This window comes from Pseudomonas putida, assembly GCF_050989985.1.
GTDB lineage: Bacteria > Pseudomonadota > Gammaproteobacteria > Pseudomonadales > Pseudomonadaceae > Aquipseudomonas > Aquipseudomonas putida_AI.
In genome coordinates, this window is record NZ_CP158815.1 from 4,733,012 (window position 1) to 4,755,940 (window position 22,929).

At 60.9% G+C, this 22,929-nt stretch carries 16 protein-coding genes and 4 tRNA genes; 3 read left to right on the plus strand and 17 right to left on the minus strand.

The features are described 5' to 3' along the window. Positions 1-202: 202 nt before the first annotated feature. The 7 genes from ABTV29_RS21720 to leuC all read right to left on the minus strand — a co-directional run bounded on the left by ABTV29_RS21720 (position 203) and on the right by leuC (position 9,635). Entirely contained in the window at positions 203-2,869 is a 2,667-nt protein-coding gene (locus ABTV29_RS21720) for a FimV/HubP family polar landmark protein (protein WP_433766719.1), read from the minus strand. 207 nt (positions 2,870-3,076) lie between these two features. Next, the gene (locus tag ABTV29_RS21725; protein WP_433766720.1) at positions 3,077-4,087 is read right to left on the minus strand and encodes an aspartate-semialdehyde dehydrogenase; all 1,011 of its coding nucleotides are present in this window, start codon (positions 4,085-4,087) and stop codon (positions 3,077-3,079) included. Between the two features lie 239 nt (positions 4,088-4,326). Then, on the minus strand, positions 4,327-5,439 hold the full coding sequence (gene asd, locus ABTV29_RS21730) for an aspartate-semialdehyde dehydrogenase (protein WP_433766721.1): 1,113 nt from the start codon (positions 5,437-5,439) through the stop codon (positions 4,327-4,329). Positions 5,440-5,507: 68 nt separating this feature from the next. Beyond that, positions 5,508-6,590 carry a 3-isopropylmalate dehydrogenase gene (leuB, locus tag ABTV29_RS21735; RefSeq protein ID WP_433766722.1) on the minus strand — a complete coding sequence of 361 codons (1,083 nt, stop codon included), beginning with the start codon at positions 6,588-6,590 and terminating at the stop codon, positions 5,508-5,510. 65 nt (positions 6,591-6,655) lie between these two features. Further along, the gene (locus tag ABTV29_RS21740) at positions 6,656-7,423 is read right to left on the minus strand and encodes a class I SAM-dependent methyltransferase (RefSeq protein ID WP_433766723.1); all 768 of its coding nucleotides are present in this window, start codon (positions 7,421-7,423) and stop codon (positions 6,656-6,658) included. Positions 7,424-7,560: 137 nt separating this feature from the next. Further along, positions 7,561-8,205, minus strand: a complete 645-nt coding sequence (gene leuD / locus ABTV29_RS21745) for a 3-isopropylmalate dehydratase small subunit (protein ID WP_433766724.1) — start codon at positions 8,203-8,205, stop codon at positions 7,561-7,563. Between the two features lie 11 nt (positions 8,206-8,216). Beyond that, positions 8,217-9,635, minus strand: a complete 1,419-nt coding sequence (leuC, locus tag ABTV29_RS21750; protein ID WP_433766725.1) for a 3-isopropylmalate dehydratase large subunit — start codon at positions 9,633-9,635, stop codon at positions 8,217-8,219. A gap of 147 nt (positions 9,636-9,782) precedes the next feature. Here leuC and ABTV29_RS21755 point away from each other — a divergent pair, with 147 nt between their 5' ends. The 3 genes from ABTV29_RS21755 to ABTV29_RS21765 all read left to right on the plus strand — a co-directional run bounded on the left by ABTV29_RS21755 (position 9,783) and on the right by ABTV29_RS21765 (position 16,655). After that, positions 9,783-10,673, plus strand: a complete 891-nt coding sequence (locus tag ABTV29_RS21755; protein ID WP_433766726.1) for a LysR family transcriptional regulator — start codon at positions 9,783-9,785, stop codon at positions 10,671-10,673. Positions 10,674-10,738: 65 nt separating this feature from the next. Continuing rightward, positions 10,739-14,017 carry a PAS domain S-box protein gene (locus tag ABTV29_RS21760; protein WP_433766727.1) on the plus strand — a complete coding sequence of 1,093 codons (3,279 nt, stop codon included), beginning with the start codon at positions 10,739-10,741 and terminating at the stop codon, positions 14,015-14,017. Between the two features lie 361 nt (positions 14,018-14,378). Further along, entirely contained in the window at positions 14,379-16,655 is a 2,277-nt protein-coding gene (locus ABTV29_RS21765) for a nitric-oxide reductase large subunit (RefSeq protein ID WP_433766728.1), read from the plus strand. Between the two features lie 50 nt (positions 16,656-16,705). Here ABTV29_RS21765 and ABTV29_RS21770 read toward each other — a convergent pair whose 3' ends face one another. The 10 genes from ABTV29_RS21770 to gltX form a co-directional block, all read right to left on the minus strand. Then, positions 16,706-17,152 carry an Hsp20 family protein gene (locus tag ABTV29_RS21770; protein ID WP_175388347.1) on the minus strand — a complete coding sequence of 149 codons (447 nt, stop codon included), beginning with the start codon at positions 17,150-17,152 and terminating at the stop codon, positions 16,706-16,708. Between the two features lie 131 nt (positions 17,153-17,283). Further along, on the minus strand, positions 17,284-18,243 hold the full coding sequence (locus ABTV29_RS21775; RefSeq protein ID WP_433766729.1) for a tRNA dihydrouridine synthase: 960 nt from the start codon (positions 18,241-18,243) through the stop codon (positions 17,284-17,286). Between the two features lie 166 nt (positions 18,244-18,409). After that, positions 18,410-18,865, minus strand: coding sequence for an acyl-CoA thioesterase (locus tag ABTV29_RS21780; protein WP_433766730.1), 456 nt, complete (start codon positions 18,863-18,865; stop codon positions 18,410-18,412). Positions 18,866-18,913: 48 nt separating this feature from the next. Further along, complete coding sequence (locus ABTV29_RS21785) at positions 18,914-19,747, minus strand: alpha/beta fold hydrolase (protein WP_433766731.1); 834 nt, start codon at positions 19,745-19,747, stop codon at positions 18,914-18,916. 30 nt (positions 19,748-19,777) lie between these two features. After that, a complete protein-coding gene (locus ABTV29_RS21790) occupies positions 19,778-20,317 on the minus strand; it encodes a TetR/AcrR family transcriptional regulator (protein ID WP_095193294.1) in 540 nt (179 codons plus the stop codon). Positions 20,318-20,501: 184 nt separating this feature from the next. After that, a tRNA-Glu gene (locus ABTV29_RS21795) sits at positions 20,502-20,577 on the minus strand. 79 nt (positions 20,578-20,656) lie between these two features. Beyond that, positions 20,657-20,732 (minus strand) — tRNA-Ala (locus tag ABTV29_RS21800). 53 nt (positions 20,733-20,785) lie between these two features. After that, positions 20,786-20,861 (minus strand) — tRNA-Glu (locus ABTV29_RS21805). A 79-nt stretch (positions 20,862-20,940) separates the two neighbouring features. Next, positions 20,941-21,016 (minus strand) — tRNA-Ala (locus tag ABTV29_RS21810). Positions 21,017-21,217: 201 nt separating this feature from the next. Beyond that, a complete protein-coding gene (gene gltX / locus ABTV29_RS21815) occupies positions 21,218-22,699 on the minus strand; it encodes a glutamate--tRNA ligase (RefSeq protein WP_433766732.1) in 1,482 nt (493 codons plus the stop codon). Positions 22,700-22,929 lie beyond the last annotated feature (230 nt).

A 22,929-nucleotide genomic window follows, 5' to 3' on the forward strand; every position in this document is an offset into this window, starting at 1 on the left:
GCAGCGCTGAATGCGATGCCCCATTCGCAAGCAGGCTCGCTCCCACAAGGGATGTGGCGTCGAACACAAATGCCCTGGACAGCCCCGATCACTGTGGGAGCGAGCCTGCTCGCGATAGCGTCCCGACAGACACCATCGCATCATCGCCAAAAACAAAAACGGCAGCCTCATCGGGCTGCCGTTTTGCTTTTACCTGTTTCGATCATGCCAGACGCGAAAGCATCTCCCTGGCTTCGCTCTTCTGACCGTCGTCACCCTCGCTCACCACTTCATTGAGGATGTCCCGTGCGCCATCGTTGTCACCCATGTCGATGTAGGCCTGGGCCAGATCGAGCTTGGTGGCGACTTCGTCGGTGCCGGACAGGAAATCGAATTCCGGCTCGTCATCCACGGTTGCCAGGGCGTCGTCTACGGTGAATGTGGGCTCGCTGATGCTCTGGGACAGGCGATCCAGCTCGGCGTTAACGTCGTCCAGCTCGGCGGCAAACGCATCCGGCTCGGCTGGCGCTTCCATTTCGTCTGCCAGGGACAGGTCGAAATCCGCCGGCAGATCCAGATCGTCCAGGGCGACTTCCGGAACCGCTGGCGCGTCGGCAACGTGCGGGTCCTTGACGTCGTCATCCAGGCTCAGCAGGAAATCGTCCTCGGCCAGGATGGCCGGCGAAGGCTCGGCACCGAGATCCATGTCCAGGTCGAATTCCGACAGGTCGTCGAGGTTTTCCCTGATCTCAGTCTGCTGCTGCAGGACCGAACCAAAGCTCAAATCGTCATCCAGCGGGAAATCTTCCAGCTCGTCCAGGGTCGTCTCTTCCAGCTCTGGAGCCGGCACTTCTGCAACGGTTTGCGGAGCAACGACTTCTGGAGCAGCAGCGGCTGGAGCAATGTTGTCCAGGTCATCCAGGCTCAAATCGAAAGCGCTATCGAAATCGTCATCGACCGGTGCCGGCGCTTGCGGCTCGTCCAGCAGCAGGTCCTTGACGTATTGCGCGTCCAGTTCGGCAGCAGCGGCGGCAGCGGCGATGCCACCGGCGGCGACCAGCGCCATGGCCGGGAAACGGCTCTTGAGTTTTTCGACCTGCGCAAAATTATCGCCATTGGCCACCAACTGACGCTCCTGCGTCACGAATGCGTCGCGATCGCCCTGCTGACCGTAAACCTCCATCAGTTTCAGACGCACATCGCTGCGCTGCGGCTCCAGCTTGACGCCCTCTTCCAGCAACGCGGCGGCCTGATTCAGACGACCGGCATCGATGTGCGACTGAGCCTGGCCCAATACATCACTGGAACGCTCGGCGGCCGGCGCCACCAACGGTGCGGCGATCGGCGGCGTCACCACTACCGGGGTAATCACCGGTGCTGGAGCAGGCGCGGGAGTGGGCGCAGGCGCAGGTGCGGTGGCGAGCTTCACGCTTGGTGGTGGCACTTCCAGACCTTCGAAGCTGCTTTCCGGCAGATCCAGGTCTGCGGAGAATGCTTGTTCTTCGGCCAGGGCACGGGCCATTCGCAGATGTTTCTCGGCTTCCTGCTGAGCCTTACGACGACGGGCCAGCAACAGCAACAACAGCAGCGCCACAACGGCGCCGCCACCGGCCAGACCCAACAGCCATGGGTTGGTCAGCAATTCGTTGAATGACTGCTCATCGGAAGCTGCCAGTGCCGGCTCGACCGGCTGCCCGGCCGGAGCCGGCACAACCTCGGGAGCCGCTGCAGCCGGCGCAGGTTCGGCAGGCGCTGGCGTCGGCGCAGGAGCAGAGGCCAGTTCAGCGGTGATCGCCGGAGCTGTCGCGGCCGCGTTGGCTGCCGGCGCACCTGAGGCACCTTCGGCCTGCAACTTGGCCAATTGATTGTTTTTCAGTTCGATCAGGCGTTGCAGCTTGTCCAGCTGGCTTTGCAGATCGGCCATGCGGCTTTTCAGTTCCTCGTTGTCACGACGGGTCGTGTCGAGGCTTTCCTGGGTGACCGCCAGCTTGTTGCTCAACGCCTTGGCTTCGCCTGCCGGCCCCTTGCCACGGGCGCCGGACTGGGCAGAAACCAGGCTCAGATTATCCCGCCCGACCTGCGTCGACGGCGCTTCACCGCGGCCACGGTTGGTGGCATCGAGTTGCTGCTGCCCCGTACCCGGCTTGGCGACATAACGACGGCCCTGACGCCACGCCGTGTTCTGCGCAGCCACCTCGGCAATCGCCTTGGGTTGCGGCAGGCTGGTGCTTTGCGCCTGATCGGGCAGGCGCAGGACCTGACCGGTTTTCAAGCGGTTGATGTTGCCATCGATGAAGGCATCCGGGTTCAGCGCCTGGATGGCCAGCATGGTTTGCTGGATCGACCCGCCATTACGCGCCTTCGCGGCGATTTCCCACAGGGTATCGCGCGGCGTGGTGGTGTACTGGGACGGTTTGGTCGCGCCAGTGACAGGCGTGGTGCCGGTCTGCGGTGCCGGTTGCGCAGCCGCCTCAGCGGTTTGCGGAGAGAACTTGGACGGGTCGAGCAGCACGCTGTAATCGCGCAGCAGACGACCGTTGGGCCACATCACCTGAACCAGGAATTTCACCATCGGTTCGGAGAGTGGTTTGCTGGAAGTCACACGCAGGATGCTTTTGCCGCCGGGGTTCAGCACCGGGGTGAACGTCAGGTCATTGAGAAACGCCTGGCGGTCGACACCAGCCTTGGCGAAATCTTCAGGCGAGGCCAGGCTCGGCACCACTTCGGCAGCGGTGAGTTCCTTGACGTCGAGCAATTCGATCTCCGCCACCAGCGGCTGGTTCTGCGCCGATTTCAGGGTCAGTTCCCCGAGCCCGAGGGCATGCGCCATACCGGAGGACAGCGCCGAGGCGGCCGCTATTGCTAACACCAGTTTGCGAACTTGAACCATAGCTCATCCTTAGTTTGAACATTCCTCGGCCAGCGAGAAGATATTGATTGCCGCTGCCGTAAGGCATTGCGCGCGGCGGCGAAGGTTCGTCGCGCGCGATCGTTTGCTGCATGCCCCGGAAAGCCCCACAGGGTGGCTTGCCTTCAGCATTCCCGGCAAGCATGTCACTCGCCCGGAACCATTCGAAAAATTGTTGCCAAGTATCTTTTACAGACCGTCTTTTATCAACAATTCGGCCAGCTGCACAGCATTGAGCGCGGCGCCCTTGCGTACGTTATCTGACGTCAGCCACAGGTTTAGTTCCGACAAGTCGTCGATACCATGGCGCACCCGACCAACGTAGACCACATCCTGCCCTACCGCATCGCCAACCGGCGTCGGGTAATCGCCGGCTTCCACCAGCTCGACACCCGGGGCATCGTCCAATGCGGCGTTGACTTTGGCCAGATCGATCGCGCTTGCCGATTGCAGGGTCACGCTAAAGCTATCGCCAAAAAACACCGGGGCTTGAATGCAAGTGACAGAAATCTTCAATGAAGGCAGCGCCATGACCTGACGCAATTCACGCACCAGACGTTTTTCCAGCAGCGTGTGGCCCTGCTCGTCCGGCTTGCCGACTTCGGCCAGCAGGTTGAAAGCCATCTGCCGATCGAAGAACTTCGGCTCCAGCGGACGCATATTGAGCAGTTCAGCGGTCTGGCGTGCCAACTCGGTTACGGCTTCACGGCCCTGGGTCGACACCGCCAGGCTCGCCGTCAGGTTGATGCGCTGCAGGTCGAGCAAACCCATCAACGGTGCGAGGACCACCGCCAGGATGGTCGCCGACGGACTGGGACTGCTGAGCAGGAACGGCTTTTTCAGGCCGGCCAGCACCTGGGCATTGGCTTCCGGCACCACCTGCGGTGCCTGATCAGCCGCCAAGGCACCCGACAGGTCGATCACCGAGCAACCGGCCGCCGTGGCACGCGAGGCGAAACTCAGGGTCACCGCCGGGCCTGCAGCAAAAAACACCAGCTGCACCTTGCTGAAGTCGAACTCATCGACTTCCCGCACCCGCACGTTCTTGCCGCGAAACAGCACCGAACTGCCAGCGGATTCGCTGCTGGCCAGCAGATGCAGGTTGCCGACCGGGAAGTCGCGCTCTTCGAGGATCTGTACCAGCGTTTCGCCAACAGTACCGGTGGCGCCGATCACGGCAATATCAAAGGACTGGGTCATGGTTCTACCTCTGGCGAAACGGGGGGAGCGGCACTTTACCGGGTGGTTGGCATGCAGGCAATTCGACAGGATCTGCGGCGCCGGTCATATCGCCTTCGCGAGCAGGTTCGCTCCCACAAGAAAATCACCGAGCCCTGTGGGAGCGAGCCTGCTCGCGAGAGGCCAGAACAGGCACCGTAGATCCCATAAAAAAACCCGCACCTCTTTCAAGGCACGGGTTCTTTCATTACATCAATCGATCAACGTTCAAGCAGGATCCGCAGCATGCGACGCAGCGGTTCGGCCGCGCCCCACAGCAGTTGGTCGCCGACGGTGAACGCGCCGAGGAACTGCGAACCCATGTTCAGCTTGCGCAGACGGCCAACCGGGATGTTCAGGGTGCCGGTGACCTTGTTCGGGCTCAGCTCCTGGATGCTTGCATCGCGGTTGTTCGGCACCAGCTTGACCCAAGGGTTGTGCTGGCTGATCAGGCCTTCGATATCGGCCATTGGCACGTCTTTGTTCAGCTTGATGGTCAGCGCCTGGCTGTGGCAGCGCATAGCGCCGATACGTACACAGATGCCGTCCACCGGGATCGGGCTCTTGAAGCGACCGAGGATCTTGTTGGTCTCGGCCTGGGCTTTCCATTCTTCACGGCTCTGGCCGTTCGGCAGTTCCTTGTCGATCCACGGGATCAGGCTGCCGGCCAGCGGTACGCCGAAGTTTTCAGTCGGGTACGCATCGCTGCGCATGGTTTCGGCAACACGACGGTCGATATCGAGGATCGCGCTGGCCGGGTCGGCCAGTTGATCGGCGACAGAGGCGTGGGTCGCGCCCATTTGCTTGATCAGTTCACGCATGTTCTGCGCGCCGGCACCGGAGGCCGCCTGATAGGTCATGGCGCTCATCCACTCCACCAGGCCGGCTTCGAACAGACCGCCCAGGCCCATCAGCATCAGGCTGACGGTGCAGTTGCCGCCGATGTAGTTCTTGGTGCCCGCATCCAGCTGCTGGTCGATGACCTTGCGGTTGACCGGATCCAGAACGATGACCGCGTCGTCCTGCATGCGCAGGCTGGAAGCGGCGTCGATCCAGTAACCCTGCCAGCCGGCTTCGCGCAGCTTCGGAAACACTTCGCTGGTGTAGTCGCCACCCTGGCAGGTCAGGATCACGTCAAGGGTTTTCAGCTCTTCAATGCTGTAAGCGTCCTTGAGCGGAGCAATGTCCTTGCCCACGGACGGGCCTTGGCCACCGACATTGGAAGTGGTGAAAAACACCGGCTCGATAAGATCGAAATCCTGCTCTTCCAGCATCCGCTGCATGAGCACGGAACCGACCATACCGCGCCAACCGATCAGACCTACACGTTTCATCGCAACTACACCTTCTTGAAAAGTGGACCGCTGCCTTCGGGGGTGAAATCGGCAGCGGGCCCGAGAGATTACAGATTCCGCAGCGCGGCGACTACTGCGTCACCCATTTCCTGCGTACCGACTTTAGTGCAACCGGTCGACCAGATGTCACCCGTGCGCAAGCCCTGATCCAGCACCAGGCTGACGGCTTTCTCGATGGCATCGGCCGCGGCCTGCTGGTTGAAGCTGTAACGCAGCATCATGGAGACCGACAGAATGGTCGCCAGCGGGTTGGCAATGCCTTTGCCTGCGATGTCCGGCGCCGAACCGTGGCAAGGCTCGTACATGCCCTTGTTGTTGGTGTCCAGGGACGCCGACGGCAGCATGCCGATGGAGCCGGTGAGCATCGAGGCCTGGTCGGACAGGATGTCGCCGAACATGTTGTCGGTCACGATCACGTCGAATTGCTTCGGCGCGCGCACCAGTTGCATGGCGGCGTTGTCGACGTACATGTGGCTCAGTTCGACCTGTGGGTAATCCTTGGCCACTTCCTCGACGATTTCACGCCACAGCTGGCTGGACGCCAGAACGTTGGCCTTGTCCACTGAGCACAGCTTCTTGTTGCGCACCATGGCCATGTCGAAACCGACACGGGCGATGCGACGGATTTCGCTTTCGCTGTACGGCAGGGTGTCGTAGGACTGACGCTCGCCGTTTTCCAGGGTACGAGTGCCGCGTGGCGCGCCGAAATAGATACCGCCGGTCAGCTCGCGAACGATCAGGATGTCCAGGCCGGAGACGATTTCCGGCTTCAGGCTGGATGCCTCGGCCAGTTGCGGGTACAGGATCGCTGGACGCAGGTTGCCGAACAGGCCCAGTTGCGCACGAATCTTCAGCAAACCGCGCTCAGGACGGATGTCACGCTCAATGGTGTCCCATTTAGGGCCGCCAACGGCGCCCAGCAGCACGGCATCGGCAGCGCGGGCACGTTCCAGGGTTTCATCGGCCAGCGGCACGCCGTGCTTGTCGATGGCCGCGCCACCGATCACGTCGTGGCTCAGCTCGAAGCCCAAAGCGAACTTGTCGTTGGCCAGTTCCAGCACCTTGACCGCTTCGGCCATGATTTCCGGGCCAATACCGTCACCTGGGAGAATCAGAATCTGCTTGCTCATGCTTTCCTCATGTCATCAGTCGGTGCGCCCGAAGGCGCGCCCGGAAAAAGTCTATCGATCGGGACTCATTTTTCGGCGAACAGTACCAACACATCGGTACTGAACGAACCATCGGCCTCGATCTCAAAATACTCGCGTACTTCGTTGCCCATCGACTGTTGCAGTTCGCGGATCGCCGCGCGCATCACTTGCGGTGTGCGCATGCGTTCGACCCAGGAGTTGTACTCCAGGCGCAGCCGTTGACGGGTGGTGCTGCGGGTATGCAACCCCGCCTCGCTGACCTGACGCAACCACTCGCCGGCGGAATAATCGCGCACGTGGCTGGTGTCGCGCAGCACTTCGACGCTTTGCAGGTAAGTGTCGAACAACGGGCTGCCCGGAGACAACACGTCGATGAACGCCGCCACGCCGCCAGGCTTCAACACCCGGCGCACTTCCCGCAAGGCCAGGCCGAGATCGCTCCAGTGGTGAGCCGAATAACGGCTGAACACGAAGTCGAACTCGCCGTCGGCAAACGGCAGACGCTCGGCCGCGCCATGGACCGTGGAGACATTGCCCAGGCCACGATCGACGGCTGCGGCGGCCACCACGTCGAGCATCTGCTGCGACAGATCGTAGGCCACCACTTCCTTGACCAGCGAGGCCACTTGAAAGCTCACGTGGCCCGCACCGCAACCCAGGTCCAGCACACGGGCATCGCCCTGCCCTGCCAGTTCAGCCTGTAGCAGTGCAAATTCGGTGCCTTGAGCGTGGACGGCGCTGCTCAGGTAGGCCGCGGCCTGTTCACCGAATTGTTTCTGGACTACCTGACTGTGCTGGGCGGTGCTGGTCATGGGGGACTTCCTTTCTGGGGTGAGTCTTGGGGTGTCTGTTCCGGCCTCATCGCGAGCAGGCTCGCTCCTACAGGGGAACGCATTTCAAATGTAGGAGTGAGCCTGCTCGCGATGGCGTCATTACGCCTTACGCAAGATCACGCGTCGCGAAACAACCAAGGCTGGCTCGCACGGTGCTTGGCTTCGAACGCCGCAATCGCATCGCCGTCCTGCAAGGTCAGGCCGATATCGTCCAGGCCGTTGAGCAGGCAGTGTTTGCGGAAGTCATCGATTTCGAAGTTGTATACCTTGCCGTCCGGACGGGTCACGGTCTGGGCCTGCAGATCGATCTGCAACTGATAGCCCGGCTCGGCCTCGACCTGCTTGAACAGCTCATCGACTTCCTCGTCGCTCAAGATGATCGGCAACAAGCCGTTCTTGAAGCTGTTGTTGAAGAAGATGTCGGCGTAGCTCGGCGCGATGATGCTGCGGAAACCGTACTCTTCCAGCGCCCACGGCGCGTGCTCGCGGCTGGAGCCGCAACCGAAGTTCTCACGGGCCAGCAACACGCTGGCGCCTTGATAACGCTCGGCGTTGAGGACGAAATCCTTGTTCAGCGGGCGCTTGGAGTTGTCCTGATACGGCTGGCCGACATCCAGGTAACGCCACTCATCGAACAGGTTCGGGCCGAAACCGGTGCGCTTGATCGACTTCAGGAACTGCTTCGGAATGATCTGGTCGGTGTCGACGTTGGCACGATCCAGAGGCGCGACAAGTCCAGTGTGCTGGGTAAAAGCTTTCATGCTGCGCTCCTTTAGATCAATTCACGGACGTCGACGAAACGACCGTTCACCGCCGCCGCTGCGGCCATGGCCGGGCTCACGAGGTGGGTACGACCACCGGCGCCCTGACGGCCTTCGAAGTTACGGTTGGAGGTCGAGGCGCAATGCTCGCCGGACTCCAAACGGTCCGGGTTCATCGCCAGGCACATCGAGCAACCCGGCTCACGCCATTCGAAACCGGCTTCGAGGAAAATCTTGTCCAGACCTTCGGATTCCGCCTGAGCCTTCACCAGGCCGGAGCCCGGCACCACGATGGCCTGCTTGATGGTCGACGCCACTTTGCGGCCCTTGGCGATGACGGCAGCCGCGCGCAAATCTTCGATCCGCGAGTTGGTGCAGGAACCGATGAACACGCGGTCCAGCTGGATGTCGGTGATCGCCTGATTGGCGCTCAAACCCATGTACTTCAAGGCGCGTTCGATGGAACCGCGCTTGACCAGGTCCATCTCCTTGGCAGGATCCGGCACGTTCTGATCCACAGCCAGCACCATCTCGGGCGAGGTGCCCCAGCTGACTTGTGGCTTGATCTGGGTCGCGTCGAGCTCAACGATGGTGTCGAACTTCGCATCGGCGTCGGACACCAGGTCTTTCCAGGCTTCGACCGCCAAATCCCATTCCGCGCCTTTTGGTGCGAACGGACGGCCTTTCACGTAGGCCACGGTTTTTTCGTCAGCTGCCACCAGACCTACGCGAGCGCCGGCCTCGATGGACATGTTGCAGATGGTCATGCGGCCTTCGACGGACAAATCGCGAATCGCGCTGCCGGCGAACTCGATGGCATGGCCGTTACCGCCGGCGGTGCCGATCTTGCCGATCACGGCGAGGACGATGTCCTTGGCAGTCACGCCGAACGGCAATTGGCCTTCGACGCGCACCAGCATGTTCTTCATTTTCTTGGCGACCAGGCACTGGGTGGCGAGCACGTGCTCGACCTCGGAGGTGCCGATACCGTGAGCCAGGGCACCGAACGCGCCGTGGGTCGAGGTGTGGGAGTCGCCGCAGACCACGGTCATGCCCGGCAAGGTGGCGCCCTGCTCCGGGCCGATGACGTGGACGATGCCTTGGCGCACGTCGTTCATCTTGAATTCGACGATGCCGTATTCATCGCAGTTATCGTCGAGGGTCTGGACCTGCAAACGCGAGACCTGGTCGGCAATGGCTTCGATGCCGCCCTTGCGCTCTGGAGTGGTCGGTACGTTGTGGTCCGGGGTCGCGATGTTGGCATCGATGCGCCAAGGCTTGCGCCCGGCCAGACGCAGGCCTTCAAAGGCTTGCGGCGAAGTCACTTCGTGAATGATGTGACGATCGATATAGATCAACGCAGAGCCATCGTCGCGCTGCTTGACCAAATGCGAATCCCAGAGCTTGTCGTAGAGCGTTTTGCCGGCCATCAGACGGTTTCCTCATCAGCTTGTTTCTATGCCCTGGGTCTTGAGCGATTCAATAACCCTTTGGCTTGTGAGGCTGATCCTATGGGGTTAGATTAAATAACTCAAATTCATATTTTTTATGCTTTGGATAACCAACTGGAATGCGATATGGACCTGGCCAACCTCAATGCCTTTATTGCCATCGCCGAGACAGGAAGCTTCTCCGGTGCCGGTGAGCGGCTGCACCTGACCCAACCTGCGATCAGCAAGCGCATCGCCGGGCTGGAACAGCAATTGAAGGTGCGGCTGTTCGACCGGCTGGGCCGTGAAGTCGGCCTGACCGAAGCCGGCCGCGCCCTGCTGCCCCGGGCTTATCAGATTCTCAATGTCCTTGATGATACGCGCCGTGCGCTGACCAACCTCACAGGCGAAGTGACCGGTCGTCTGACCCTGGCGACCAGTCACCACATCGGCCTGCATCGATTGCCGCCTTTATTAAGAGCCTTCACCCGCCGCTACCCGGATGTCGCCCTGGACATTCAGTTTCTCGATTCGGAAGTGGCCTACGAGGAGATCCTTCACGGCCGCGCGGAACTGGCGGTGATCACCCTGGCCCCGGAACCCCATGCGTTGGTCGCGGCCACCCCGGTGTGGGACGATCCGCTGGATTTCGTGGTCGCTCCGGAGCATTCGCTGCTCAATAACGGTGCGATCAGCCTGTCGGACATCGCCCGGCACCCGGCGGTGTTTCCCGGCGGCAACACCTTCACCCACCATATCGTCCAGCGCCTGTTCGAGGCCCAGGGCCTGACGCCGAACATCGCCATGAGCACCAACTACCTGGAAACCATCAAGATGATGGTGTCCATCGGACTGGCCTGGAGTGTCCTGCCGCGCACCATGCTCGATGATCAGGTTGCGCGAATACCATTGCCGGGCATACAACTCTCTCGCCAGCTAGGCTATATCCTGCACACAGAACGGACACTGTCGAACGCAGCACGGGCTTTCATGGCCTTATTGGATGCTCAGATCGATCTGCCAGGGACTCAAGGCTAACTTGTGCTACTCCTATAGAGCCGCGAAATCCCGTACAAACGCCCACATCAGTACAAGGCTTGCCAATGCCGAAATCTGTTGACCGAATCCCGCCGATGCCGCGTATTCAGGCGCTTGACCCCAAGCGCTCCGAGCAGAGCTGGGAAAGTGCCCCTCAATTGCTGGCCGCCTTGAACGGCGCGCGTCTGGGTGCGTGGTACTGGGATATCGAGCGCGGTCAGATCAGTTGGTCGCGGGGCACACAGGCACTGTTCGGATTCGATCCACGCCAGCCGCTGCCGGCCGATCTGGAATACCTCGACTTGCTGCCCCCCGAAGACCGGGCAAAAACCGTACGTGCGTTCCATGCGGTGATCGCCGGCGCGCCGCTGGAACAAGCGATGCATCATCGCATTCGCTGGCCCGACGGCAGCCTGCACTGGCTGGAAATCAACGGCAGCCTGTTGCCGGACAAAAACGGCCGGCCACGGATGATCGGGGTGATTCGCGAAATCACCCATCAGCGCCAACGCGAACAGGCGCTCAGCAGCTCGGAAAAGCGTTTCGCCACACTTTTTCACCTGTGCCCGAACATGGTCCTGCTGACGCGCCAGGACGACGGGCTGATTACCGAGGCCAACCAGTACTTCGAAAGCCTGTTCGGCTGGCCGGTGCAGGAAGCCATCGGCCGCACCACCCTGGAACTGGGGCTGTGGGTGCATCCCGAACAACGGGCCGAACTGGTCAAGGCCACCAAGGCCAAGGGCGACCTGATCAGCATGGAAGTGCAGTTTCGCGCCAGCAATGGGCAGATTCACGACGGCATTCTCAGCGCGCAAAAGGTCGAGCTGGAGGGTCAGCCCTATCTGTTGAGCACCTTCCTCGACACCACCGAACGCAAAGCCGCCGACCAGGCGCTCAAAGACAGCCAGGAACGCCTCGACCTGGCGCTGGACTCCGCACAATTGGGCACCTGGGACTGGCACATTCCCAGCGGCATGCTTTATGGCTCGGCCCGCGCCGCGCAATTGCACGGGCTGGAAGCCAAACCTTTCCATGAATCCTTCGAAGAGTTTTTCGAAGGCGTGCCCGGCAACGAACGCGACACCATGCGCGACGCCTATCGCAGCTTGCGCGAAGGCCCGGCGGGCAACTATCAATTGACCTACCGCGTTCAGTTGCCCGACGGCAGCACCCGCTACCTGGAAAGTCGCGCGCGCCTGTACCGAGACGAAAACGGTATGCCATTGCGCATGGCCGGCACCTTGCTCGATATCACCGACCAGGTGGAGCGCGAGCAGCGCCTGGTGGCTTCCGAAGAGAAGTTCGCCACCCTGTTCCAGGTCAGCCCGGATCCGATCTGCGTGACCCACCAGGACACCGGCCAGTTCATCGAAATCAACTCCAGCTTCACCCAGACCTTCGGCTGGACCACCGGCGACGTGATCGGGCGCAGCGCCGACGAAATCGGCCTGTGGGACGCCTCGGCGAAGAGCCTGCAACGCATCGAGCAGGTCATCCGCGAACAGGCGCTCAACAACGTGGCAATCATTGTCCAGCACAAGGACGGGCAACTGCTGACCTGCGTGATTTCCAGCCGCCAGATCAGCGTCGGCGAGCAGCCGTGCATCGTCACCACCCTGCGCGACATTACCCAACAGCAACGCTCGGAAGCGGCACTCAAGGCCAGCGAAGAGAAGTTCGCCAAGGCCTTCCACTCCAGCCCCGACGCCATCACCATCACCGAGCGTGATACCGGGCGCTATCTGGAGGTCAACGATGGCTTCTGCCGCCTGACCGGCTACCGCGCCGACGAAGTGATCGGTCGCACGGTTTACCAGGTCGGGATCTGGGCCGAAGAGAAACAACGCTCGGCGCTGCTGGCCGAACTGCAGATCAAGGGCCGGGTGCATCACCTGGAAATGCTCGGGCGCAACAAGCGTGGTGAATTGCTGACGGTCGAAGTCTCAGTGGAACCGATCACCCTCAATGAAACCGCGTGCCTGCTGCTGACCGCCCGGGACGTCAGCCTGCTGAAAAACGCAGAGGCGCAGATCCGCCACCTGGCCTACCACGACCCGCTGACCAACCTGCCCAACCGCGCACTGCTGATGGATCGCCTGAGCCAGCAGATTGCCCTGCTCAAGCGTCACAATCTGCGCGGTGCGCTGATGTTCCTCGACCTGGACCACTTCAAGCACATCAACGATTCGCTCGGCCACCCGGTGGGCGATACCGTGCTGAAAATCATTACCGCGCGCCTGGAAGCCAGTGTGCGCATGGAAGACACCGTCGCGCGGCTGGGTGGTGACGAATTCGTGGTGTTGCTCAGCGGCCTGGAAGGTTCGCGCAACGACGTCAGTGCACAGGTGATTGAACTGGCCGACACCTTGCGCGAATTGCTGTCCGAGCCGATGTTCCTCGACGGTCAGCGCCTGCAAGTGACGCCGAGCATCGGTATCGCGCTGATTCCCGACCACGGCTCCACGCCGACCGACCTGCTCAAGCGCGCCGATATTGCGCTGTATCGGGCCAAGGATTCGGGGCGCAACACCGCGCAGATGTACCACAACACCATGCAAAAGGCCGCGAGCGAACGCCTGCGCATGGAAACCGACCTGCGCCTGGCCCTGTCGCGGGGCGAGTTTCGTGTGCACTACCAGCCTCAACTCGATGCCCGGGAGAACCGCATCGTCGGCGCCGAAGCATTGGTGCGCTGGAATCATCCGGAACTCGGTGCACAATCGCCCACCGATTTCATCAAGGTGCTGGAGGACAGCGGCCTGATCCTGGAAGTCGGCACCTGGATCGTCGATGAAGCCTGCCAGGCCTTCAGGCAACTGATTGCCAACGGCCTGGTGGACCCGCAGGACTTCAGCCTGTGCGTGAACATCAGCCCCCGGCAATTCCGCCAGAACGACTTCGTCGAGCACATCGAAGAAAGCCTCGCCCATTACGGTCTGCCCAGTTCGATGCTGAAACTGGAAATCACCGAAGGCATCGTCATCCAGAACCTTGAAGACACCATCAGCAAGATGCGCCGCCTGAAAAAACTCGGTGTGAGCTTTGCCATGGACGACTTCGGCACTGGATATTCCTCACTGACCTACCTCAAGCGCCTGCCGGTCGACACCCTGAAAATCGACCAGTCGTTCATTCGCGACGCCACCACCGACCCCAATGACGCTGAGATCATCCGGGCCATCGTCGCCATGGCCCGCAGCCTGGAATTGAAGGTGATTGCCGAAGGCGTGGAGACGCCGGAGCAGCTGGAATTCCTGCAAGGGCTGGGTTGCCACTTCTATCAGGGGTATCTGCACAGCCAGCCGCTGCCGGTCGAGGAATTCCAGAAGCTGCTCATGTAGCCAATACCAATACGAATACTGTGGGAGCGAGCTTGCTCGCGATGGCGGAGTGTCAGGCAACATTGATTTCGACTGACTGTCCGCTATCGCGAGCAAGCTCGCTCCTACAGAGAGCACGTTGTTCATACCTCTGTATGACGTTCCTGACCCTCTGTACAAGTGACGCCATCCCCGCCTGCCCGTAAATTGGATCCCATGCATTCGGCAGGCGGCCAAGCACCCCGCCTCGCCGAAGAATGATCGCTGGCAGCCGATCATTCTCCCGTGCAACACCCCGGCTCCTCTTCCCGATCACAGGGCCGGTTTTTTTGCGCCCGCATACTCGTTATGCGGGCGCTTTTTTTTGATAGTGAGGTGATCCATGGGTGAATACCGCAAATTATGGTGGTCGCTGATTGGCGTCCTCGGCGTGACCTTCTGTCTGCTGGGATGGTTCGGCCACGAAATCTACCGACAGGCACCGCCGATCCCCGAGCAGGTAAAAGCCAGCGATGGCACCACCCTGTTCCGGGCCGCCGACATCCTTGACGGGCAAACCGCCTGGCAGAGTATCGGCGGCATGCAACTGGGCTCGATCTGGGGCCACGGCGCCTACCAGGCACCGGACTGGACCGCCGACTGGCTGCACCGCGAACTGCTCGCCTGGCTGGACCTGGCGGCACAGCAGAATTACGCCAGGGCGTACCAGGACATCGATGACGATCAGCAGGCCTTGCTGCGCCATCAACTCAAACGCGAATACCGTGGCAACCGCTTGGTCAACGGCACGCTGGTGCTCAGCGAGCGCCGCGTCCAGGCCATCGCGCAAACCGCGGCCTACTACCATGCCCTGTTCGGCAACGACGTTTCGCTGCATCACAGCCGCGAAAGCTTTGCGATGAAGGAAAACACCCTGCCCGATGCCGCGCGGCGCCAGCAGTTGACGCAATTTTTCTTCTGGACCGCCTGGGCTGCCGCCACCGAGCGCGACGGTCAGGCCGCGACCTTTACCAACAACTGGCCCCACGAGCCCTTGATCGATAACAATCCGACCGCCGAGAACATGGTCTGGTCGATTGTCAGCATTGTCGTGCTCTTGGCGGGTATCGGTTTTCTGGTCTGGGGCTGGGCGTTCCTGCGCAATCATGAAGAAGGCGAACCCAAGGTTCCGGCGCAGGATCCGCTGAGCCTGATCAGACTCACGCCTTCGCAAAAAGCCCTGGGCAAATACCTGCTGCTGGTCGGTGCACTGTTCGGCTTCCAGGTCCTGATGGGCGGCGTGACCGCGCACTACACGGTCGAAGGCCAGGATTTCTATGGCCTGCCACTGTCGAAGTGGTTCCCCTACTCGCTGACGCGGACCTGGCACTTGCAAAGCGCGATGTTCTGGATCGCCACCGGCTTCCTCGCTGCCGGGCTGTTTCTGGCGCCATTCATCAACGGCGGCAAAGACCCGAAATGGCAAAAGCTTGGTGTTGACGTGCTGTTCTGGGCCCTGGTGCTGGTGGTGGTCGGCTCGTATGCCGGCAACTTCCTCGCCATCGCACAACTGATGCCCTACGAATGGAGTTTCTGGCTCGGTCACCAGGGTTACGAGTACGTCGATCTGGGCCGCCTGTGGCAAATCGCCAAATTCGCCGGGATCGTGTTCTGGCTGGTGCTGATGTTGCGCGCAATGCTGCCTGCCCTGCGCCAGCCCGGCGATAAAAACCTGCTGGCGCTGCTGGCTTGCTCGGTGATTGCCATCGGCCTGTTCTACGGAGCCGGCCTGTTCTATGGCGAACGCACCAATCTGTCGGTCATGGAGTACTGGCGCTGGTGGGTGGTGCACCTGTGGGTCGAGGGCTTCTTCGAAGTGTTCGCCACCACCGCGCTGGCCTTCATCTTCACCAGCATGGGCCTGGTGTCCAAACGCCTGGCCACCACCGCGACGCTGGGGTCCGCTTCGCTCTTCATGCTCGGCGGCGTACCCGGCACCTTCCACCACATTTATTTCGCCGGCACCACCACGCCGGTCATGGCCGTGGGTGCAACCTTCAGCGCCCTGGAAGTGGTCCCCCTGATCCTGCTGGGCTACGAAGCCTGGGAAAACTGGCGGCTCAAGGAGCGTGCGGCGTGGATGTCGCGGATTCGCTGGCCCCTGCAGTTCTTCATCGCCACCGCGTTCTGGAACATGCTCGGTGCCGGGGTGTTCGGCTTCCTGATCAACCCACCGATTTCGCTGTATTACATCCAGGGCCTGAACACCACGCCACTGCATGCCCACGCCGCGCTTTTCGGGGTTTACGGCTCGCTGGCGCTGGGCTTCAGCCTGCTGATCCTGCGCTACTTGCGGCCGAACCTTGAGTTCAACGATCGCCTGATGAACACCGGTTTCTGGTGGCTCAACGGCGGCCTGATGCTGATGATCGTTACCAGCCTGCTGCCTATCGGCCTCCTGCAGTTCTATGCGAGCGCCAGCCAGGGCTTGTGGTACGCCCGCAGCGAAGCGTTCATGCAGCAGGATCTGCTGCAAACCCTGCGCTGGGTACGCACCTTCGGCGACATCGTGTTCCTGATCGGCGCGTTTGCGGTGATCTGGCAGATTGCGGGTGGATTGCTGTTTTCGTCCAGGCATCCGCGTGCGGTGCAAAGGCTCGACATCAAAGGACAGCGTTAAAACCCAGGCACAAAAAAGGGCGCCATTGGCGCCCTTTTTACTGTGCCGGCTTAGTGTTGCAGAGCCGGTTTTTGCGCCCCGTTGATCGGGATGCGCTTGGCTTTCGCCTCTTCCGGGATGACGCGCAGCAGGTCGATGCTCAGCAGACCGTTGCGCAGGTCCGCGGCCTTGATTTCGATGTGGTCCGCCAGACGGAAGGACAGTTTGAAGGCTCGCTGGGCGATGCCTTGATGCAGGAAGGTCACGCCTTCGCTGGCATCACGCTTGCCGCCACTGATGGTCAGCACACCCTTCTCCACTTGCAGCTCCAGGTCTTCTTCCTGGAAACCGGCTGCCGCCACGACGATGCGGTATTGATCGTCGCCATGTTTTTCGACGTTGTAGGGAGGGTAAGTGCTGCCAGGCTCGTTACGCAGGGCGGTTTCGAACAGGTCGTTGAAACGGTCGAAGCCCACCGAGGAACGGAACAGAGGCGCCAGGGAAAATGCAGTAGTCATGTTTCAAATCTCCTGAAAACAATCAGCAAGGTTTTTTGTCTCCGCGACCCGAATTCGGCATCGCGTAACCCTTAGATAGGGACCGCTGATTGCATTTCAAGAGATTTTTTTCAGATTTTTTTACAGACGGCTCAGGCCGCTTCAGCCACCTGCAACCCCAGCAAACGCGAAACCTGATCCAGCTCGGTCTCACGACGCAGGACGCTGAACAGCTCCACCGCCTCGGGATAATTGCGGGTCAGCATCGCCAGCCACTGCTTCAGGCGACCGGGTGCTTGTCGTGGTGTCATCTGCGCCACGGCTTGCAACCAGAAGTCCTGGATCAGCGGCAACAGCTCGGCCCAGGTCATCTCGACCACTTCTTCCCCGGCCCGCGCCGCGGCGATTTGCCGAGCCAGGTCAGGACGCGACACCAGGCCGCGACCGAGCATGATGTCTTCCACCCCGCTGATCTCGCGGCAACGGCGCCAGTCTTCGACGCTCCAGATATCGCCATTGGCGAACACCGGCACCTTGACCACGTCCTGCACGCGCGGGATCCACTCCCAATGCGCCGGCGGCTTGTAGCCGTCGGTTTTGGTCCGGGCATGGACCACGATGTGCTCGGCGCCACCTTCAGCGAGCGCCGTGGCGCAGACCAGCGAACCGTCCGGGCTGTCGAAACCCAGGCGCATTTTGGCCGTTACCGGGATGTGCGCCGGGACGGCACGACGGACATGCTCGACGATTTGGTTCAGCAGCTCGGGCTCCTTGAGCAGCACCGCGCCACCACGGGACTTGTTCACCGTCTTGGCCGGGCAGCCGAAGTTCAGGTCGATCACCTCGGAACCCAGCTCGCAAGCCAGCGCGGCGTTTTCCGCCAGGCACACCGGGTCCGATCCGAGTAGTTGCACACGTAGCGGCACGCCAGACGCCGTGCGGGCACCGGTGAGCAATTCAGGACCGAACTTGTGGAAATAGGCAGGCGTGAGCAGCTGGTCGTTGATCCGGATGAACTCGGTCACGCACCAATCGATACCACCCACTCGGGTCAGCACGTCACGCAGGATGTTGTCGACCAACCCCTCCATGGGCGCCAGGGCAATTTGCATGGAAAACACACTCAACGAAAAACGGGGGGCAGTTTACTGGTTTCAGCGGGATTGTGCAGAACATCGCAGATTCCCATGTGGGAGCGAGCCTGCTCGCGATGGCGGCCGAACATTCAACATTGATGTCGACCAATACACCGCTATCGCGAGCAGGCTCACTCCTACATCAGATTTTGGCTGCTTCCGGATTTTGGGACAGCAACGCCGGGCCATAGCCCTCGATGAACTCCGCCGGCATGCGCTTGGGTTTGCCGGTGGACAGTTCGATGCAGACGAAAGTGGTTTGCGCACGCAGCAACGTCGCATTGTCGCTGGGACGCTTCAACTGGAAATGACGGGTCATTTTCAGGCGCTGGTCCCAATCGACGATCCAGGTCGCCATCTGCAGCTCATCGCCTTCATAGGCGGCCGCCAGGTAATCGATCTCATGCCGCACCACCGCCATCGCCCGATCCAGCCGACGGTATTCGGCCAGGTCCAGCCCTAGGCGCTGCGAATGGCGCCACGCGCAGCGCTCGAGCCAGGTCACGTACACCGCGTTGTTGGCGTGGCCCAGCCCGTCGATGTCTTCGGCGGCCACTTGCAGATCAATGATAAATGGCGTTGTCCGATCCCAGCCCATGCCCCACTCCCGGTCAGATAATGTCGACCGGCGCAGTGTAACGGATGCTCAGGCCGATTGGCGCGATTGCAGGCTGCGACCGGCCAGCAGTGATAACACGCCATCAATCACCCGCGGGTCGGCGAGCACCCGCTGATGACCACCCTCTTCCAGGCGCAACAGGCGACTGTCGAACCAGGCTTCGTGGATCAATTGCGACTCGTTGACCGGGACGAAATTATCGTCTTCCGCATGAACGATCAGGCCGGGCATGTCGAGCTGATAGTGCGCGACATCCAGCGTCGATGCGCGCATCCCGACATCTTTCTCGACTTGGCGAATGAACGCCGACCGGGCTTTCGGCGGTAACCGTACATAACGAGCGAAGCCGCGCAACACGCCCAGGATCCGCGCTGGGGCGGCGATGCTGACCAGGGTTTCTGTACGCAGGCCCAGTTGCACGGCCAGCATGGCGCTGGCGCCACCCATGGAGTGGCCGATGACCGCTTGCAGCGGTGGCAATTCGGCGGCGGCTTCCAGCATGGCGCGGGCGAACAGCACGACATTCGCCTCGGTTCCCGGCGAGCGACCGTGAGCCGGGCCATCGAGGGCGACCACGGTGTAACCGGCATCGACCAGCGCAGTGATGAGGCTGGCAAATTGCGTTGGACGACCTTCCCAGCCATGCATCAGCAACACCGTCGGCCCTTGCCCCCAGCGCAACGCGGAGAGGCCGAAGCGCAAAGTGATTCGTTCGGATTTGGCCAGCAGCGGCAATTCCCAATCACGTGGCGGGAAATCCCGTGGCGTCATGAACGCCAGTCGCATTTTGCTTGCGACCAGTTTCGGAGCAAACCAACCCAAGGTGCCATTAACGCCACGAACCCACTTCAACGTGCTCATCGCTCTCTCCTCAGGCTGCCTGCCTTCAGGTCAACGTACCGCCGACTTGGCAGCGCGCAGTAATCGATCGGATAAATCGCCAGGCCCCAGCGCCCGTGCCAGCGCCAGGCCGCCCACCATCAAGGCCATGTCGGCCAGGGCTTTGTCGATGTCTTCAGGACTGGCCGCCAACTGCGCGACCATCAGCTCCAGGTGCTCGTTCAGCGCGATGCGGAATGTCTCGGGCAGACGTCCAAGCTCGCCAATCGAGGCCGGGATCGGGCATGCAGACTCGCTGGAATCACGGTGCTTGCGCGACAGATAGAATGCAGCGACCAAGGCGCGGCGCTCTTCACCGGTCAACTCGGCATCCATGTCGGCAATCAGGTCACGACGGCGGCCCAGCAACTGCTTGAACGCCTCCAGCATCATCGCGTCCTTGCTTTCGAAGTGCGCATAGAAGCCACCGACGGTCAGGCCGGCCGCGCCCATCACTTCGCCCACGCTCGGTTCTGCCGGGCCACGCTGGATCAGCGCTGCGCTGGCGGCCTTGAGAATGCGCTCGCGGGTTTGAGCTTTTTTATCGTTCATCGTTGCCTCCAAATATTACGACTAGAATATTATTCTCATAATAATTTTCTGCAAGTCGTGGATGTGACCGCTGGTCTGAAGAACAGTTTGAGAGAAATAGGGAGATTTGGCCAAACGCCAGACAAACAAAAGGGCCATTCAATAATTGAATGACCCTTATAAAATCCCGCAGAGCGGGTAATCGTGGCGTCCCCTAGGGGACTCGAACCCCTGTTACCGCCGTGAAAGGGCGGTGTCCTAGGCCACTAGACGAAGGGGACACAAACCCTTCTATACAACTGATCAGTGCTGAGAGCTGATCGATTCAAGGCCGGTGTGGCCAGACCTTGAACTGTAAATTGGTGGAGCTAAGCGGGATCGAACCGCTGACCTCCTGCATGCCATGCAGGCGCTCTCCCAGCTGAGCTATAGCCCCGGATTTTTCGCCTCTCGGCGGAGCGACATCTTGCAACATCGCTTCTGTAAAACTGGCGTCCCCTAGGGGACTCGAACCCCTGTTACCGCCGTGAAAGGGCGGTGTCCTAGGCCACTAGACGAAGGGGACGCAAACCCTTCTATACAACTGATCAACGCTGAGTGTTGATCGCTTCAAGGCCGGTGTGGCCAGGCCTTGAAGTGTAAATTGGTGGAGCTAGACGGGATCGAACCGTCGACCTCTTGCATGCCATGCAAGCGCTCTCCCAGCTGAGCTATAGCCCCTCATCGTTGATGTCATCGCTGAGGACGGGGCGAATCTTAAGGGCGTATCGAAAGGCTGTCAAACTTATTTTTCAAAAAATTTAAAATTTTTTGCCGACATAACAATCACTTACCGCCCTCCCCCCGAAAATCCGGGGCCTGATGGCCACTCTGCGTCCAATGTCGGCACACACAATGGCCATCAATCCTTCATCCAGCGTCTCAGGCGATGGCGCCGAGAAGCTTTTCCCACTCCTTGTTTTCTTTCTTCGACACGCCGCCCAGCAGGTCAATCGCCTGGCGCAAGCGGAAACGGGTCAGGTCCGGGCCGAGGATTTCCATCGCGTCGAGCACCGACACCGAGCTGGCCTGCCCCGTGATCGCGGCAAACATCAACGGCATGGCATCACGCAGCTTCAATTCCAGGGACTCGACAACGGCCTGAATCGTCGCCGTGATGCTGTCCTTTTCCCACTGACGCAGGCTTTCGAGCTTCCAGAGGATCAACTGCATCAGCTGACGCACCTGATCGCCCGACAGTTTTTTCGATTCGAACAGCTTGGCATCCGGGTTCACGCCACCGGCGAAGAAGAAGCCGGCCAGCGGTGCGACCTGGCTGAAGGTTTCAACCCGGCCCTGGACGTGCGGCGCGATCTTCATCATGTATTCGGAGTTGAACGCCCACTTCTGCACCCGCGCGGCGAACTCTTCCACCGGCAGGTCGCGCAGCCACTGGCCGTTGAGCCACGACAGCTTCTCGATGTCGAAAATCGGCCCGCCCAGGGAAACGCGGCTCAGGTCGAAGTGCTCGACCATTTCCTGCAACGAGAACTTCTCGCGCTCGTCTGGCATCGACCAGCCCATGCGACCCAGGTAGTTGAGCATGGCTTCGGGCATGAAGCCCATGCGCTCGTAGAACGTCACCGAAGTCGGGTTCTTGCGCTTGGACAGCTTGCTCTTGTCCGGGTTACGCAGCAGCGGCATGTAGCACAGCTCTGGTTGCTCCCAGCCGAAGTATTCGTACAGCAGGATCAGTTTCGGCGCCGACGGCAACCACTCTTCGCCGCGCAGGACGTGAGTGATACCCATCAGGTGGTCGTCGACCACGTTGGCCAGGAAGTAGGTCGGCAGGCCGTCGGTCTTCATCAGGACCTGCATGTCCATGCGATCCCACGGGATTTCAACGTCGCCGCGCAGCATGTCCGGCACCACGCAGACGCCTTCGCTCGGCACCTTCATACGGATCACGTGCGGCTCGCCGGCAGCGAGGCGACGGGCCACTTCTTCCTTGGATAGCAGCAATGCGCGGCCGTCGTAGCGCGGGGTTTCGCCGCGCGCCATCTGTTCGGCGCGCATCTGGTCCAGCTCTTCGGCGGTGCAGAAGCACGGGAAGGCATGGCCCATGTCGACCAGTTGCTGGCAGTACTTCTGATAGATATCGCCACGCTCGCTCTGACGGTACGGACCGTGCGGGCCGCCAACATCCGGGCCTTCGCTCCAGTCGATACCCAGCCAGCGCAACGCGTCGAAAATCTGCTGTTCGGACTCGCGGGTCGAACGCAACTGGTCGGTGTCTTCGATCCGCAGGATGAACTCACCGCCATGCTGCTTGGCAAAGCAGTAGTTGAACAATGCGATGTAAGCGGTACCTACGTGAGGATCCCCGGTAGGCGATGGCGCGATGCGAGTGCGGACGGTGGTCATGGCATGTCTCGAAAAGAATGAAAAGCAAAGAACAATCAAGCCGCGAATGGTAACAGGCGACCCCCACCCCGCTCCAGCGAACAGGGCATTTAGGCCAAGATTGCGTCTGGAACACCCGTATGACGTGGTGAATGGCCAAATATCAAGCGATGGCATTTACCGCTTATCGGCTGTATGCCAGATTCACCTGCTGATAACTTTCCTCACATATTCTCGACTACAGTTTGCCC

Coding starts and splice junctions, on each gene's coding strand:
- ABTV29_RS21720 (WP_433766719.1), bottom strand. CDS start 2,869: ATGGTTCAAGTTCGCAAACTGGTGTTAGCAATAGCGGCCGCCTCGGCG.
- ABTV29_RS21725 (WP_433766720.1), bottom strand. CDS start 4,087: ATGACCCAGTCCTTTGATATTGCCGTGATCGGCGCCACCGGTACTGTT.
- asd (WP_433766721.1), bottom strand. CDS start 5,439: ATGAAACGTGTAGGTCTGATCGGTTGGCGCGGTATGGTCGGTTCCGTG.
- leuB (WP_433766722.1), bottom strand. CDS start 6,590: ATGAGCAAGCAGATTCTGATTCTCCCAGGTGACGGTATTGGCCCGGAA.
- ABTV29_RS21740 (WP_433766723.1), bottom strand. CDS start 7,423: ATGACCAGCACCGCCCAGCACAGTCAGGTAGTCCAGAAACAATTCGGT.
- leuD (WP_433766724.1), bottom strand. CDS start 8,205: ATGAAAGCTTTTACCCAGCACACTGGACTTGTCGCGCCTCTGGATCGT.
- leuC (WP_433766725.1), bottom strand. CDS start 9,635: ATGGCCGGCAAAACGCTCTACGACAAGCTCTGGGATTCGCATTTGGTC.
- ABTV29_RS21755 (WP_433766726.1), top strand. CDS start 9,783: ATGGACCTGGCCAACCTCAATGCCTTTATTGCCATCGCCGAGACAGGA.
- ABTV29_RS21760 (WP_433766727.1), top strand. CDS start 10,739: ATGCCGAAATCTGTTGACCGAATCCCGCCGATGCCGCGTATTCAGGCG.
- ABTV29_RS21765 (WP_433766728.1), top strand. CDS start 14,379: ATGGGTGAATACCGCAAATTATGGTGGTCGCTGATTGGCGTCCTCGGC.
- ABTV29_RS21770 (WP_175388347.1), bottom strand. CDS start 17,152: ATGACTACTGCATTTTCCCTGGCGCCTCTGTTCCGTTCCTCGGTGGGC.
- ABTV29_RS21775 (WP_433766729.1), bottom strand. CDS start 18,243: ATGCAAATTGCCCTGGCGCCCATGGAGGGGTTGGTCGACAACATCCTG.
- ABTV29_RS21780 (WP_433766730.1), bottom strand. CDS start 18,865: ATGGGCTGGGATCGGACAACGCCATTTATCATTGATCTGCAAGTGGCC.
- ABTV29_RS21785 (WP_433766731.1), bottom strand. CDS start 19,747: ATGAGCACGTTGAAGTGGGTTCGTGGCGTTAATGGCACCTTGGGTTGG.
- ABTV29_RS21790 (WP_095193294.1), bottom strand. CDS start 20,317: ATGAACGATAAAAAAGCTCAAACCCGCGAGCGCATTCTCAAGGCCGCC.
- gltX (WP_433766732.1), bottom strand. CDS start 22,699: ATGACCACCGTCCGCACTCGCATCGCGCCATCGCCTACCGGGGATCCT.